Raw genomic sequence first — 14,224 nt, forward strand, 5'->3', positions numbered from 1 at the left:
GCTGGCTTGCCAGCGATGGGGCCAGTCGCAGCGCCTCAGATCCTGAAACTGCCCACCAACTGCTTCAACCGCGCCGCCTGCTGCTCCAGATCCGAACAAGCGCGCAAGGTTGCCTGCAGGTTCTCCACACCTTCCTGATTCAGCGTGTTGATCTCGTTGATGTCGACGTTGATCGACTCGACCACAGCTGTCTGCTCCTCAGTCGCGGTAGCCACCGACTGGTTCATGCCGTCGATCTCGCCGATGCGCTGGGTCACGCTGCCCAGGCGTTCGCCGGCCTGGTTGGCGATGCCGACGCTGCTTTCGCTCTCGCGCTGGCTCTCGGTCATGATGCTCACTGCCTGACGCGCGCCGACTTGCAATTCTTCGATCATCTTCTGCACTTGCTGCGCCGAATCCTGAGTGCGGTGGGCGAGGTTGCGCACCTCGTCAGCGACCACGGCGAAACCACGGCCAGCCTCACCGGCGCGGGCCGCTTCGATGGCAGCGTTTAGCGCCAGCAGGTTGGTCTGCTGCGAGATGCTGGTGATCACTTCCAGAATCTGCCCGATGTTCACCGTGTTGCTGTTGAGGGTTTCGATGTTGCCGCAGGAGTCGCTGATTTTTGCCGACAGCTGCTGCATGGCGTGGATGGTTTTATCCACAACCTGCTGACCATCGACCGCCAGGCTGCGCGCATCGCTGGAGTGTTGCGAGGCGAGGGCGGCGTTCTGGGCGATTTCTTGGGCGGCGGCGCCGAGCTGGTTGATCGCCGCAGCCACGCTGTTGGTGCGGGTTGCTTGCTGGTCGGAGTTGTACATCGACGAGTTCGACGCCGCGACCACGCGCAGGGCGACTTCGTTGACCTGCCCGGTGGCCGAGGACACCTCACGGATCGAGGTGTGAATACGCTCGACAAAGCGGTTGAACGACAGGCCCAGTGCGCCGAACTCATCGTGGCCGTGGATCACCAGACGTTTGGTCAGGTCGCCTTCACCTTCAGCGATGTCATGCATGGCGCGGCCCATGGTCAGCAGCGGTTGCATCAGCACGCGGATCAGCATGCCGAGCAGGGCGATGATGATCACCACGGCGATCACCATGGCGATCAGCGCCGAGGTGCGGAATTCGCTGAGCATCGAGAACGCGGTGTCTTTGTCCAGCACCAGCGCCACGTACCAGTCGGCCGATGGCACGCCGTTAACGCGGGTGAACGAGATCAGTTGAGTCTTGCCGTCGAATTCGACTTCTTTCAGGCCCGGGCTGACTTTCGGTGCGCCGTTTGGATAAGCCTCGGCGAGGGTTTTCAGAACCAGTTTGCTGTCCGGGTGAATCAGAATCTTGCCATCGGCGCTGACGATGAACGCATGGCCGTGGCCACCAAAGTTGAGCGAGTTGATGATCGCGCTGACGCTGGTCAGGTCGATGTCCGCGCCGGCCACACCGATCATCTGACCCTGACGCTGCACCGGGGTGGCGACGGTGATCACCAGTTTGCCCGACGAGGCGGCGATGTAGGGTTCGGTGACGATGGTCTGTTGGGCGCTGTTGGCTGCCTTGTACCAGCCTCGGGCGCGCGGGTCGTAGTCCGGCGCGCGATTGCCGGCGGGTACCGAGAACATCACACCGTCAGCGCCGCCGAAGTAGCTGAGCTGGAAATTGCCGGTGTAGGCGGGCAGGTCGATGATGCGCTTGAGGCTGGCCGGGGCGCTGCCGTCGGCGGCGACCTGCTGCGACAGCGATTGCAGCAACTGGATGCGGCTTTCCAGCCAGGTCTGGATGTTGCTGGTGGTCAGGCTGCCCAGTTCCTGCATCGAGGCTTCGGTGCTGCTGCTCAGGGCTTCGCGTTGTCGATAGTCGTTGAACAAAATGAAACAGGCGAACGCAACGGCCACCACGAGGGCGGCAGCCAACAAGATCTTGTGGCTGAATTTCATGTTTCTGGTCATCGAATGAACTACCGCGAAGGGGCTGGTCGAGAAAGGGCGGCAATTTGCCACACTCGGGGGCTTTGCGCTGCTCTTATTTCGACCGCCGCGCGCCAAAGATTAGGCGTCTTTGATGAAATGCGACGAAATGCTCAATAGCCGCACAAAGTGTCTGATTTACCGGTAAATGCCAGACGAGCGGAGCGATAAATAGCCCTTTCTGAAGGGAACCAGATGAGGGTTTTCTCTTCTAAGCTTCTGGTTGGCACCATGCCATCCCCCTTCCGCTCCAGGAGTTACTTCATGTCGCTGCGATCTATCGCCCTTCTGACTTTTTGCGTGCTGTTGGCCGCGTGCAGCAAGGTCAATCAGGAAAACTATTCCAAGCTTTCGGCCGGCATGGCCAAGGCCGAGGTTGAGACGCTGCTCGGCAAACCCACCGACTGTTCGGGCGCGCTCGGCATGTCCAGTTGCACCTGGGGCGATAAAAACAGCTTTATCAGCGTGCAGTACGCCGGTGACAAAGTGCTGATGTTTTCCGGCCAAGGCCTGAAGTAAACCGGGGCTATGCGCCCACGGGAGAAAAATAATGAAGCGGTTATTGTTCGTCCTTTTTGCCGGCCTGGTACTGGCCGGCTGCGCCACCCACGGTGAAGATCCGCTGGCGCCCAAGACGGCTCACAGTGTCAATCTCAAGCGTTATCAGGGCACCTGGTATGAACTGGCGCGCCTGCCGATGTACTTCCAGCGCAACTGCGCGCAGTCCGAAGCCCACTACTCGCTCAGACCCGACGGCAATGTCGATGTGCTCAATCGCTGCCTGACCTCCGACTGGCAGTGGGAAGAAGCCAAAGGCAAGGCTTATCCACAGGTGCCGGGCAAGACCGACAAGTTGTGGGTCGAGTTCGATACCTGGTTCTCGCGCTTGATTCCGGGTGTGGCGAAAGGCGAATACTGGGTGTTGTACGTCAGCGACGACTACAAGACCGCCATCGTCGGCGACCCGAGTCGCAAGTACATGTGGTTGCTGTCGCGCACGCCAACGGTCAATGGCGTGGTGCGCGAGGAGTTGCTGAGCAAGGCGCGTCAGCAGGGTTACGACACTACGCGACTGATCTGGCGGGCGTCGGATCGGCAGATGGCCAAGACTTCGAACTAAAGGTCACCACAAATCAAATGTGGGAGCGAGCCTGCTCGCGAAGAGGGCGTGTCAGTTAACAAAAATGTTACTGATACACCGCTTTCGCGAGCAGGCTCGCTCCCACATTTTTGTTTTGTGTCAGCCTAAAAGTTCGCGCAGAACCTGGGTGAAGGCGCGTGCGCTTTCCTCTTCGCCCGCGTGCCGCCCATCGCGCACCACCCACTGACCATTGACCAGCACATCGCGCACCTGGCGATCGCCGCCAGCGAACAGCCAGCGATTCAAGATCCCGTCGCCGCTGGCCGTGGCCAGATACGGATCATTGCCATCGAGCACGATCCAGTCGGCACGCTTGCCGACTTCCAGCGCACCAATCGGCTGCCCCAGCGCCTGGGCGCCGCCGTCCAGCGCCGCGTCATACAACGTGCGCCCGACCATCGGTTGATCCGCGCCATACAAACGGTTACGCCGCTGATCACGCAGACGCTGGCCGTATTCCAGCCAACGCAATTCCTCGACCACGCTGAGCGACACATGGCTGTCGGAACCGATGCCCATGCGCCCACCCTGAGCGAGGAAATCCACCGCCGGGAAAATCCCGTCGCCCAGATTCGCTTCGGTGGTCAGGCACAGGCCGGCGATGGCGCGACTTTTGGCAATCAGCGTGACTTCTTCCGGGTTGGCGTGGGTCGCGTGAACCAGGCACCAGCGCTGATCGACCTCGGTGTTTTCGTAGAGCCATTGCAGCGGACGGCGACCGCTCCAGCTCAGGCAGTCATCGACTTCCTTCTGCTGTTCGGCGATGTGAATGTGCACCGGGCACTGCTTGTCGCTGGCGGCCAGCACTTCGCTGATCTGCTGCGGGGTAACCGCGCGCAACGAGTGGAAGCACAGACCCAGCGATTGCGCTTTTTGCTGAGCCAGCAGCGGTTGCAGGCGCGATTGCAGCTTCAGGTAGTTTTCGGTGCTGTTGATAAAGCGGCGCTGCCCATCATTGGGCGTCTGGCCGCCGAATCCGGAATGGCTGTACAGCACCGGCAACAGAGTCAGACCGATACCGCTTTCGCTCGCTGCCTGACTGATGCGCAGTGCCAACTCGGCCGGATCGGCATACGGCTGACCGTTGTTGTCGTGGTGCACATAGTGGAATTCAGCAACTGAGGTGTAACCGGCCTTGAGCATTTCGATGTACAGCTGACGGGCGATCACGCCGAGCTGCTCCGGGCTGATTTTTCCGACGAGGCGATACATCAGGTCACGCCAGGTCCAGAAACTGTCGTTGGGATTACCGGCTACTTCGGCCAGCCCGGCCATCGCGCGCTGGAAGGCGTGGGAGTGCAGATTGGGCATGCCCGGCAGCAGCGGACCGCTCAGCCGTTCGGCGCCGTCTGCGGTGGAATCGGCCAGGATTTGGGTCAACACGCCATCGGCATTGACCTCAAGACGTACATTATTGGCCCATCCGTTAGGCAGCAGCGCGCGTTCGGCAAAGAAAGCGGACATGGTTCAGCACCCCATCGTGTGTTATTTGTATATACATATACAGACGTTTGCCTGCCCGGTAAACTCCGGCAAGCTAGCAACCTTCATCCAATGAACAGGGATCAACCGTGCCGACTCCGCCTCCAGTCTCCCCGTTGGCCGCGAACATGGGCGACAGTCCGGCGCCCTTGTACGCCCGCGTCAAACAGATGATCACCCAGCAGATCGACAGCGGTAACTGGCCACCGCATTACCGCGTACCGTCGGAAAGCGAACTGGTCAGCCAGCTCGGTTTCAGCCGCATGACCATCAACCGCGCGCTGCGCGAAATGACCGCCGACGGCCTGTTGGTGCGCATGCAAGGTGTCGGTACGTTTGTCGCTGAACCGAAGAGCCAGTCCGCGTTGTTCGAAGTGCACAACATCGCTGATGAAATTGCCTCCCGTGGCCATCGCCACACCTGTCAGGTGATCACCCTCGAAGAAGAGGCCGCCGGCTCCGAGCGCGCGCTGGCACTGGACATGCGCGAAGGGCAGAAGGTGTTCCACTCGCTGATCGTGCATTACGAAAACGACATTCCTGTGCAAATCGAAGACCGCTTCGTCAACGCGCTGGTCGCCCCGGAATACCTCAAGCAGGACTTCACCTTGCAGACGCCTTACGCCTATCTCAATCAGGTCGCGCCACTGACCGAAGGCGAGCACGTCGTCGAGGCGATCCTCGCCGAGCCGTCCGAGTGCAAGTTGCTGCAGATCGAAAAAGGCGAGCCTTGCCTGCTGATCCGTCGCCGCACGTGGTCGGGGCGTCAGCCGGTGACCGCCGCGCGTTTGATTCACCCAGGTTCCCGTCATCGTCTGGAAGGACGCTTTCATAAATGAGTCAGGTAAAGGTTTTACGCGCTGAAGGCTACCCGCGCATGCCGTGGAAAAACGGCGGCGGCAGCACCGAAGAGATTACCCGTGATGCGGGTGCCGGCCTCGATGGTTTCGGCTGGCGCCTGTCGATTGCCGACATCGCCGAGTCCGGTGGTTTCTCGACCTTTGCCGGTTACCAGCGGGTGATCACGGTATTGCAGGGCGATGGCATGACCCTGTGCGTTGATGGCGATGACACGCATCCACTGTTACCGCTGGACCCGTTTGCGTTCAGCGGCGAAAGCCAGGTGTCCTGCACCTTGCTCGGCGGCGCGATCCGCGACTTCAACCTGATCTACGCGCCGCAGCGGTACAGCGCGCGGTTGCAGTGGCTGGATGGCGAGCAGCGGTTTTTCAGCTCGGCGGGGACGGTGCTGGTGTTCAGTGTCAGTGAGTCTCTGCAAGTGCAGGTCGGGGACAGCACTGCGCAACTGGGCCGACATGATTGCCTGCAGCTGGACGGTAACACCGGTCTGGTTGAAGTTGCGGTGAATGCAGCGTGCTGCGTGATCGAGCTGACTGCGCGCTGATCCAACTCTGGTAACACTCCTGTGGTGAGGGGATTTATCCCCGATGGCGGCGCAGCAGACCTTTTGGGACCGCTACGCGCTCCATCGGGGATAAATTCCCTCACCACAATTGCATTTCAATTCCTGTTTCCCTCGGCGCACCAACTTGTTACCGAACGCCCCAGCGTGGCGCAAAACCACGGGTTCGTAACGATCCGCCGAATCCTCAATTCCTCCCCGCAAAAAATTTCATTCACGCCGCAACCCTTGTCTCAGGCGCTCTGCAGCCTAGTCCGCGATTTTTCTTGAACGCCTCTCCAGCAAGTTGGCCGCTTGATTGCATATGCTTGTATGTACAAGTAAAGACGTATGCGTATAAGTCCGCAGCGTCCACTGATTCGCTTGTCGCGCATTGAGGCGCACAGGCTGCTTGCCCACTGCCAGGGTTGGTTTGAATTGATCGCTGAGGAGTCTTTTTCGTGACTGACAATAAGCCTACAACTGCCGTTTATACAAAGAGACGTGACGTCGAAATCCGTGCATCGCGCGGCAACAAGCTGACCGCCAAGAGCTGGCTGACCGAAGCGCCGCTGCGCATGCTGATGAACAACCTCGACCCGGAAGTGGCCGAGAACCCGAAAGAGCTGGTGGTTTACGGTGGTATCGGTCGCGCCGCGCGTAACTGGGAGTGCTACGACAAGATCGTCGAGAGCCTGACCAATCTCAATGACGACGAAACCTTGCTGGTGCAGTCGGGCAAACCGGTCGGCGTGTTCAAGACCCACAGCAACGCCCCGCGCGTATTGATCGCCAACTCCAACCTGGTGCCGCACTGGGCGAGCTGGGAACACTTCAACGAACTCGACGCCAAGGGCCTGGCCATGTACGGCCAGATGACCGCCGGCAGCTGGATCTACATCGGCAGCCAGGGCATTGTTCAGGGCACCTACGAAACCTTCGTCGAAGCCGGTCGTCAGCACTACAACGACAACCTCAAAGGCAAGTGGGTGCTGACCGCAGGCCTCGGCGGCATGGGCGGCGCTCAGCCACTGGCGGCCACCCTGGCTGGTGCCTGCTCGCTGAACATCGAATGCCAGCAGGTGAGCATCGATTTCCGCTTGAAAAGCCGCTACGTCGACGAGCAGGCCAAAGATCTCGATGACGCCCTGGCGCGCATCGCCAAATACACCGCCGAAGGCAAAGCGATTTCCATCGCGCTGCTGGGCAACGCGGCAGAAATTCTGCCAGAACTGGTCAAGCGCGGCGTGCGCCCGGACATGGTCACCGACCAGACCAGCGCCCACGACCCACTCAACGGTTACCTGCCGGCTGGCTGGACCTGGGACGAATACCGCGCCCGCGCCAAGACCGAGCCGGCCGCTGTGATCAAAGCCGCCAAGCAGTCGATGGCTGTCCACGTCAAAGCGATGCTGGACTTCCAGAAGCAAGGCATTCCGACCTTCGACTACGGCAACAACATCCGTCAGATGGCGCAGGAAGAAGGCGTGGAAAACGCGTTCGACTTCCCGGGCTTCGTCCCTGCCTACATCCGCCCACTGTTCTGCCGTGGCATCGGCCCGTTCCGCTGGGCGGCGCTGTCGGGTGATCCGCAGGACATCTACAAAACCGACGCCAAAGTCAAAGAACTGATCCCGGACGACGCGCACCTGCACAACTGGCTGGACATGGCCCGCGAGCGCATCAGCTTTCAGGGTCTGCCGGCACGTATCTGCTGGGTCGGTCTGGGCCTGCGCGCCAAGCTCGGTCTGGCGTTCAACGAAATGGTGCGCAGCGGTGAGCTGTCAGCACCTATCGTGATCGGTCGCGACCACCTCGACTCCGGCTCCGTTGCTAGCCCGAACCGCGAAACCGAATCGATGCAGGACGGTTCCGACGCCGTGTCCGACTGGCCACTGCTCAACGCCCTGCTGAACACCGCGAGCGGCGCGACCTGGGTTTCCCTGCACCACGGCGGCGGCGTGGGCATGGGCTTCTCCCAGCACTCGGGCATGGTGATTGTCTGCGACGGTACTGACGAAGCGGCCGAGCGTATTGCGCGCGTGCTGCACAACGACCCGGCCACTGGCGTCATGCGTCACGCCGATGCCGGTTACCAGATCGCTATCGACTGCGCCAAGGAGCAGGGGCTGAACCTGCCGATGATTACCGGTAAATAAACGCACAACCTTGTGGGAGCGAGCCTGCTCGCGAATGCGGTCTGTCAGCCACCACACATGTTGAATGTGCTGACGCCTTCGCGAGCAGGCTCGCTCCCACACTAGTGCGCAAGACGCTCAGTGAACTCGAATAACAATCCACAGAGGTTGAATCATGGCTGTAACCCCCGATCGTGCAGGCAACAAACCGTTGATCGAAAGGCGTTCGATCGACTACATCCCGGAAGCGGAAAGACACGGTCGTCTGTTGAGCCAGTTCACCCTGTGGATGGGTGCGAATCTGCAAATCACCGCGATTGTCACCGGGGCGCTGGCCGTGGTGCTGGGCGGTGATGTGTTCTGGTCGTTGATCGGTCTGTTGATCGGTCAACTGCTGGGCGGCGGGGTGATGGCGCTGCATGCGGCGCAAGGGCCGAAACTGGGCCTGCCGCAGATGATTTCCAGCCGCGTGCAATTCGGCGTCTACGGCGCGGCGATCCCGATCGTGCTGGTGTGCCTGATGTACCTGGGCTTCACCGCCACCGGTACGGTGCTTTCCGGCCAGGCGCTGGGCCAGTTGTTTGGCGTCAGCGACACCGTCGGCATCCTGCTGTTCGCCAGTGTCATCGTAGTGGTCACGGTGCTCGGTTATCGGGTGATCCACTGGATCGGCCGGGTTGCCAGTGTCATCGGCGTGATTGCCTTCGTGTATCTGTTCAGCCGTCTGCTGAGCCAGGTGGACGTGGGCGCGCTGTTGCAGATCCGTCACTTCAGTTGGAGCAGCTTCCTGCTGGCGGTGTCGCTCGCGGCGTCCTGGCAGATCGCGTTCGGCCCTTATGTGGCTGACTATTCGCGTTACCTGCCGAGCAAGGTTTCCTCGGTGAAAACCTTCTTTGCCGCTGGCGCCGGTTCGGTCATCGGCGCGCAGGTGGCGATGGTCCTCGGCGTGTTCGCGGCGGCTTCGGCCAACGGCCAGTTTGCCGGTCACGAAGTGGCCTACATCGTCGGACTGGGCGGCACTGGTGCCACGGCGGCGCTGCTGTACTTCAGCATCGCGTTCGGCAAGGTGACCATCTCGACGCTGAACTCCTACGGCAGCTTCATGTGCATCGCCACCATCATCAGTGGTTTCAAAGGGCACCTGACCGTTACGCGTATGCAGCGTCTGGTGTTCGTGCTGGTGATCGTCGGCGCGGCGACCCTGATCGCCTTGCTCGGTCAGCACTCGTTCCTCGGTGCGTTCAAGTCGTTCATCCTGTTCCTGCTGGCGTTCTTCACGCCATGGAGCGCGATCAACCTGGTCGACTACTACTGCATCACCCGCGAGCGCTATGACGTGCCGGCGCTGGCCGATCCGAACGGTCGCTACGGCCGCTGGAATCTGCTCGGGATCAGCGTCTATGTGTTCGGCGTGCTGGTGCAGCTGCCGTTCATCTCCACCAAGTTCTACACCGGCCCGCTGGTGGCTGCCCTCGGTGATGTGGATGTCTCCTGGATCATCGGTCTGGTGCTGCCTGCTGCCCTCTATTACGTGTGCGCAAAAAAATGGCACGGCTCGGTGCCTGATCAACTGATTCTGCCGGTCGAGCAGAACAGCGTTGTACCACCTGAAAAAAGTGGGGCCGGGCGCGCTGCGGCGCAGGCCTGATTGGACGTGGACAGGGCTGGATGCCTCTTGACTGCCGTAAGCCAATTCATGATTAGGAGCGTCGCAACAATGAAATCGAACAAGACCCTGCTCACCACACTGTTGTCCATGGGCCTGCTGGCCAGTGCCGGTGCCACTCAGGCAGCCGGTTGGTGCGAGTCCGGTAAACCGGTGAAATTCGCCGGTCTGAACTGGGAAAGCGGCATGCTGCTGACCGACGTCCTGCAAGTGGTGCTGGAGAAAGGTTACGACTGCAAGACCGACAGCCTGCCGGGCAACTCCATCACCATGGAGAACGCCCTGAGCAGCAACGACATTCAAGTGTTCGCCGAAGAATGGGTCGGCCGCAGCGAAGTCTGGAACAAAGCCGAGAAGGCCGGCAAGGTCGTCGGTGTCGGCGCCCCGATCGTCGGCGCTATCGAAGGCTGGTACGTGCCGCGCTACGTGATCGAAGGCGACGCCAAACGCAAGATCGAGGCAAAAGCCCCGGAGCTGAAAAACATCGCCGACCTGGGCAAGTACGCGGCTGTTTTCAAAGACGCCGAAGAGCCGTCCAAGGGCCGTTTCTATAACTGCCCGGCGGGCTGGACCTGCGAGCTGGACAACAGCGAAATGCTCAAAAGCTATGGTCTGGAAAACAGCTACACCAACTTCCGCCCGGGCACCGGACCTGCGCTGGATGCGGCGGTGCTGTCGAGCTACAAGCGTGGCGAGCCGATCCTGTTCTATTACTGGTCGCCAACCCCGCTGATGGGCCAGATCGACGCGGTCAAACTCGAAGAAAAGCCGGGCGTCGACAAAAGCGTGAGCATCAAGGTGGGCCTGTCGAAAACCTTCCACGAGCAGGCACCGGAACTGGTGGCCGTGCTGGAAAAGGTCAACCTGCCGATCGACCTGCTGAACCAGAACCTGGGACGTATGGCGAAGGAACGTATCGAGTCGCCAAAACTGGCGAAAATCTTCCTCAAGGAACATCCTGAGGTCTGGCACGCGTGGGTCAGTGACGACGCAGCCAAGAAAATCGACGCGGCGCTGTAGGTCGATACCTCCCGGTCAACCGTGAGGCTGGCCGGGAGATATGCCGTAAATCGCTTGATTGAGATTTCTGATTGAGAGCCGCTTATGTTTCCCGAAAGCTTTACCTTTTCCATCGCCGACTGGGTCAACGGTTGGGTCGATTCGCTGGTCACCAACTACGGTGATGTGTTCCGCCACATCTCGGACACCCTGCTGTGGGCCATCGTCAACCTCGAAGGCCTGCTGCGTGCGGCGCCGTGGTGGTTGATGCTGGCGATCGTCGGTGTGGTCGCCTGGCACGCCACGCGCAAAGTGCTGACCACCGCCGTCATCGTCGGTCTGCTGTTCCTCGTCGGTGCTGTCGGCCTGTGGGACAAACTCATGCAGACCCTGGCGCTGATGATGGTCGCGACGATCATTTCGGTGCTGATCGGCATTCCGCTGGGGATTCTCTCGGCGCGCAGCAACCGCCTGCGTTCGGTGCTGATGCCGCTGCTCGACATCATGCAGACCATGCCCAGCTTCGTGTACCTGATTCCGGTGCTGATGCTGTTCGGCCTGGGCAAGGTCCCGGCGATTTTCGCCACGGTGATCTACGCCGCGCCGCCGCTGATTCGCCTGACCGATCTGGGCATCCGCCAGGTCGACGGTGAAGTGATGGAAGCGATCAACGCTTTCGGTGCCAACCGCTGGCAGCAACTGTTCGGCGTGCAATTGCCGCTGGCCCTGCCAAGCATCATGGCCGGGATCAACCAGACCACCATGATGGCCCTGTCGATGGTGGTGATCGCCTCGATGATCGGCGCCCGTGGTCTGGGTGAAGACGTGTTGGTGGGGATTCAGACCCTCAACGTCGGACGCGGCCTCGAAGCCGGTCTGGCGATCGTGATTCTCGCAGTGGTCATCGACCGCATTACTCAGGCGTACGGTCGGCCACGGCATGAGGTGAGCAAATGAACAACGCAACCGTGAGCAAGATCGAAGTCAAAAACGTCTTCAAGATTTTCGGCAACCGCGCCAAGGACGCATTGGCGATGGTCGGCCAGGGCAAGACCAAGGATCAGGTGCTGAACGAAACCGGTTGCGTGGTGGGGGTCAACGACCTGTCGCTGAGCATCGGCACTGGCGAGATCTTCGTGATCATGGGCCTGTCCGGCTCCGGCAAATCGACCCTGGTGCGCCACTTCAACCGCCTGATCGACCCCACCAGCGGCGCGATCCTGGTCGACGGCGTGGACATCCTGCAATACGACATGGAAGCGCTGCGCGAATTTCGCCGGCACAAGATCAGCATGGTGTTCCAGAGCTTCGGCCTGCTGCCGCACAAGACCGTGATCGAGAACGTCGCCTATGGCCTGAAAGTGCGCGGCGAGAGCAAGCAACTGTGCGCCGAACGCGCGTTGCACTGGATCAACACCGTGGGCCTCAAAGGCTACGAAAACAAATATCCGCACCAACTTTCTGGTGGCATGCGCCAGCGCGTGGGCCTGGCCCGGGCACTGGCGGCCGACACTGACATCATCCTGATGGACGAAGCGTTCAGTGCGCTGGATCCGCTGATCCGCGCCGAGATGCAGGACCAGTTGCTGGAGCTGCAAAAGACTCTGCACAAGACCATCGTCTTCATCACCCACGACCTCGATGAGGCCGTGCGCATTGGCAATCGCATTGCGATTCTCAAGGACGGCAAGCTGATTCAGGTCGGCACGCCAAGAGAGATCCTGCATTCGCCGGCAGACGAGTATGTTGACCGGTTCGTGCAGCGGCGGGCGGCGGTGGTTTAGGTAGATTTGTGTTGGCTGGGCTGGCCTCTTCGCGAGCAGGCTCGCTCCCACAGGGGGTACGCATTCCAAATGTGGGAGCGAGCCTGCTCGCGAAGGCGTCGGGAAAGCTGCATCAATGTTCGGATGAGGTTAAAGATGTCCCAGGCTGAAAAAATCATCATCACCGGCAGCCCCCTGCGTTGGCAGGACGTGGTCGCCGTCGCCCGTCACGGCGCGCAACTGGAGTTATCGAGCGAGACCTGGGCGCGCATCGAAAACGCTCAGGGCATCGTTCAGCGCATCGTCGCAAGCGGCGAGCGTGCCTATGGCGTCAACACCGGTCTGGGTGGTCTGTCCAACGTGTCGCTGAAGGACGAACAACTCAGCCAGCTCTCGCGCAACACCTTGCTCAGTCACGCCTGCGGCGTCGGCCCGGTACTGCCCGATGAGCAAACCCGGTCGATCATCTGCGCTGCGATTCACAACTTCAGCCACGGCAAATCCGGCATTCATCGCCGGGTGGTCGAAGCGCTGCTGGCGCTGCTCAATCGCGGCATCACCCCGCAGGTTCCGTCGCAAGGTTCGGTGGGTTACCTGACGCACATGGCGCACATCGGCATCGCGCTGCTGGGCGTGGGCAATGTCAGCTATCGCGGGCAGATTACTTCGGCGCAACAGGCGCTGGCCGAAGAAGGCCTGCAACCGGTGCAGCTCGGGGCGAAGGACGGTTTATGTCTGGTCAACGGTACGCCGTGCATGACCGGCCTCAGCTGCCTGGCGATTGCCGACGCGACGCGTCTGGTGCAATGGGCCGATGTGATCGGCGCCATGAGTTTCGAAGCGCAGCGCGGGCAGATCGCCGCGTTCGATGCCGAGATCATCGCGCTCAAGCCGCACCCCGGCATGCAGCAGGTCGGTAGCAACCTGCGCGCCTTGCTCGATGGTAGTGAAGTGATCGCGACCAGTAAAGGCATTCGTACTCAGGATGCGCTGAGCATCCGTTCGATCCCGCAGGTGCACGGTGCGGCGCGTGATCAACTGGAACACGCGATCAAACAAGTCGAAGCCGAACTCAACGGCTGCACCGACAACCCGTTGCTGCTGGGCACGCCGGACAACTTCCGGGTGATGTCGCAGGCCAACCCGCACGGTCAGTCGGTGGCGATGGCGGCGGATCTGCTGGCGATTGCCATGGCTGAAATCGGCTCGATTGCCGAGCGCCGCCTCGATCGGCTGGTCAACCCGCACGTCAGCGGTCTGCCGGCGTTTCTGGTGGCCAATCCGGGGGTGAACTCCGGAATGATGATCGTGCAATACGTCGCCGCTTCGCTATGTGCCGAGAACCGCCAATTGGCGCAGCCGGCGGTGCTCGACAACTACGTCACCTCGGGCCTGCAGGAAGACCACCTGAGCATGGGCACCAGCGCTGCACTGAAGCTGCACCGCGCCCTGGAAAACTGCACGCAGATCCTCGCCATCGAGTACCTGCTGGCGGCACAGGCCTTTGAATTCCTCAAGGAGCAGCGCTTTGGCGCGGGCACTGATCGGGCGTGGCGTCTGTTGCGTGAAACCGTCCCGGCCTACGATCAGGATCGCTGGCTGGCGCCGGATATCGCCACCGCCGCCAGCGTGCTGAAAAACCCGAATGCGCTGCACAACGTATTACCGAATCTGCACTGACAACTAC

At 60.9% G+C, this 14,224-nt stretch carries 12 protein-coding genes and 1 pseudogene; 10 read left to right on the forward strand and 3 right to left on the reverse strand.

All coding sequences use genetic code 11. The annotated features are described in order from the left end of the window. Positions 1 to 35: 35 nt before the first annotated feature. Positions 36 to 800, reverse strand: coding sequence for a methyl-accepting chemotaxis protein (locus CRO59_RS29220; protein WP_371917810.1), 765 nt, complete (start codon positions 798 to 800; stop codon positions 36 to 38). Positions 801 to 893: 93 nt separating this feature from the next. After that, positions 894 to 1,928 (reverse strand): annotated as a pseudogene (locus CRO59_RS29225) (sensor histidine kinase); the annotation flags it as partial. 282 nt (positions 1,929 to 2,210) lie between these two features. Between CRO59_RS29225 and CRO59_RS08975 the strand changes: the two are divergent. Together CRO59_RS08975 and CRO59_RS08980 are read left to right on the forward strand one after the other, a co-directional pair. After that, entirely contained in the window at positions 2,211 to 2,465 is a 255-nt protein-coding gene (locus CRO59_RS08975; protein WP_003220802.1) for a hypothetical protein, read from the forward strand. A 31-nt stretch (positions 2,466 to 2,496) separates the two neighbouring features. Then, on the forward strand, positions 2,497 to 3,066 hold the full coding sequence (locus tag CRO59_RS08980; protein ID WP_096794672.1) for a lipocalin family protein: 570 nt from the start codon (positions 2,497 to 2,499) through the stop codon (positions 3,064 to 3,066). A gap of 120 nt (positions 3,067 to 3,186) precedes the next feature. Here the strand turns inward: CRO59_RS08980 and CRO59_RS08985 are convergent, their stop codons facing one another. Next, positions 3,187 to 4,551 (reverse strand): formimidoylglutamate deiminase, encoded by a 1,365-nt coding sequence (locus CRO59_RS08985; RefSeq protein WP_096794673.1) that lies wholly within the window; start codon positions 4,549 to 4,551, stop codon positions 3,187 to 3,189. A 146-nt stretch (positions 4,552 to 4,697) separates the two neighbouring features. Between CRO59_RS08985 and hutC the strand changes: the two genes are divergently transcribed. The 8 genes from hutC to hutH all read left to right on the forward strand — a co-directional run bounded on the left by hutC (position 4,698) and on the right by hutH (position 14,217). After that, positions 4,698 to 5,408, forward strand: a complete 711-nt coding sequence (hutC, locus tag CRO59_RS08990; RefSeq protein ID WP_162803449.1) for a histidine utilization repressor — start codon at positions 4,698 to 4,700, stop codon at positions 5,406 to 5,408. Beyond that, positions 5,405 to 5,974: a HutD family protein gene (locus tag CRO59_RS08995; RefSeq protein ID WP_097086980.1), complete on the forward strand. Its 570-nt coding sequence runs from the start codon at positions 5,405 to 5,407 to the stop codon at positions 5,972 to 5,974. The genes hutC and CRO59_RS08995 overlap by 4 nt, the downstream gene beginning before the upstream one ends. 458 nt (positions 5,975 to 6,432) lie before the next feature. Beyond that, the gene (gene hutU, locus CRO59_RS09000; protein ID WP_027611281.1) at positions 6,433 to 8,130 is read left to right on the forward strand and encodes a urocanate hydratase; all 1,698 of its coding nucleotides are present in this window, start codon (positions 6,433 to 6,435) and stop codon (positions 8,128 to 8,130) included. Between the two features lie 154 nt (positions 8,131 to 8,284). Next, on the forward strand, positions 8,285 to 9,757 hold the full coding sequence (locus CRO59_RS09005; RefSeq protein ID WP_097086981.1) for a cytosine permease: 1,473 nt from the start codon (positions 8,285 to 8,287) through the stop codon (positions 9,755 to 9,757). A gap of 69 nt (positions 9,758 to 9,826) precedes the next feature. Beyond that, positions 9,827 to 10,795 (forward strand): ABC transporter substrate-binding protein, encoded by a 969-nt coding sequence (locus CRO59_RS09010; protein WP_097086983.1) that lies wholly within the window; start codon positions 9,827 to 9,829, stop codon positions 10,793 to 10,795. Between the two features lie 84 nt (positions 10,796 to 10,879). Continuing rightward, positions 10,880 to 11,731 carry a proline/glycine betaine ABC transporter permease gene (locus CRO59_RS09015; protein ID WP_027611284.1) on the forward strand — a complete coding sequence of 284 codons (852 nt, stop codon included), beginning with the start codon at positions 10,880 to 10,882 and terminating at the stop codon, positions 11,729 to 11,731. After that, a complete protein-coding gene (locus CRO59_RS09020) occupies positions 11,728 to 12,558 on the forward strand; it encodes a glycine betaine/L-proline ABC transporter ATP-binding protein (RefSeq protein ID WP_007961757.1) in 831 nt (276 codons plus the stop codon). Before CRO59_RS09015 ends, CRO59_RS09020 begins: the two co-directional genes overlap by 4 nt. 135 nt (positions 12,559 to 12,693) lie before the next feature. Beyond that, positions 12,694 to 14,217 carry a histidine ammonia-lyase gene (gene hutH / locus CRO59_RS09025; RefSeq protein WP_097086985.1) on the forward strand — a complete coding sequence of 508 codons (1,524 nt, stop codon included), beginning with the start codon at positions 12,694 to 12,696 and terminating at the stop codon, positions 14,215 to 14,217. Positions 14,218 to 14,224: the final 7 nt, after the last annotated feature.

The organism is Pseudomonas sp. LAMO17WK12:I5, from assembly GCF_900215165.1.
Lineage (GTDB): Bacteria > Pseudomonadota > Gammaproteobacteria > Pseudomonadales > Pseudomonadaceae > Aquipseudomonas > Aquipseudomonas putida_A.

What these genes read in the sequence shown, in the direction of transcription:
- CRO59_RS08995 (WP_097086980.1), top strand. Translation starts at nt 5,405, where the DNA reads ATGAGTCAGGTAAAGGTTTTACGCGCTGAAGGCTACCCGCGCATGCCG.
- hutH (WP_097086985.1), top strand. Translation starts at nt 12,694, where the DNA reads ATGTCCCAGGCTGAAAAAATCATCATCACCGGCAGCCCCCTGCGTTGG.
- hutC (WP_162803449.1), top strand. Translation starts at nt 4,698, where the DNA reads ATGGGCGACAGTCCGGCGCCCTTGTACGCCCGCGTCAAACAGATGATC.
- CRO59_RS29220 (WP_371917810.1), bottom strand. Translation starts at nt 800, where the DNA reads ATGTACAACTCCGACCAGCAAGCAACCCGCACCAACAGCGTGGCTGCG.
- CRO59_RS09015 (WP_027611284.1), top strand. Translation starts at nt 10,880, where the DNA reads ATGTTTCCCGAAAGCTTTACCTTTTCCATCGCCGACTGGGTCAACGGT.
- CRO59_RS09010 (WP_097086983.1), top strand. Translation starts at nt 9,827, where the DNA reads ATGAAATCGAACAAGACCCTGCTCACCACACTGTTGTCCATGGGCCTG.
- CRO59_RS08975 (WP_003220802.1), top strand. Translation starts at nt 2,211, where the DNA reads ATGTCGCTGCGATCTATCGCCCTTCTGACTTTTTGCGTGCTGTTGGCC.
- CRO59_RS08980 (WP_096794672.1), top strand. Translation starts at nt 2,497, where the DNA reads ATGAAGCGGTTATTGTTCGTCCTTTTTGCCGGCCTGGTACTGGCCGGC.
- CRO59_RS09020 (WP_007961757.1), top strand. Translation starts at nt 11,728, where the DNA reads ATGAACAACGCAACCGTGAGCAAGATCGAAGTCAAAAACGTCTTCAAG.
- CRO59_RS09005 (WP_097086981.1), top strand. Translation starts at nt 8,285, where the DNA reads ATGGCTGTAACCCCCGATCGTGCAGGCAACAAACCGTTGATCGAAAGG.
- CRO59_RS08985 (WP_096794673.1), bottom strand. Translation starts at nt 4,551, where the DNA reads ATGTCCGCTTTCTTTGCCGAACGCGCGCTGCTGCCTAACGGATGGGCC.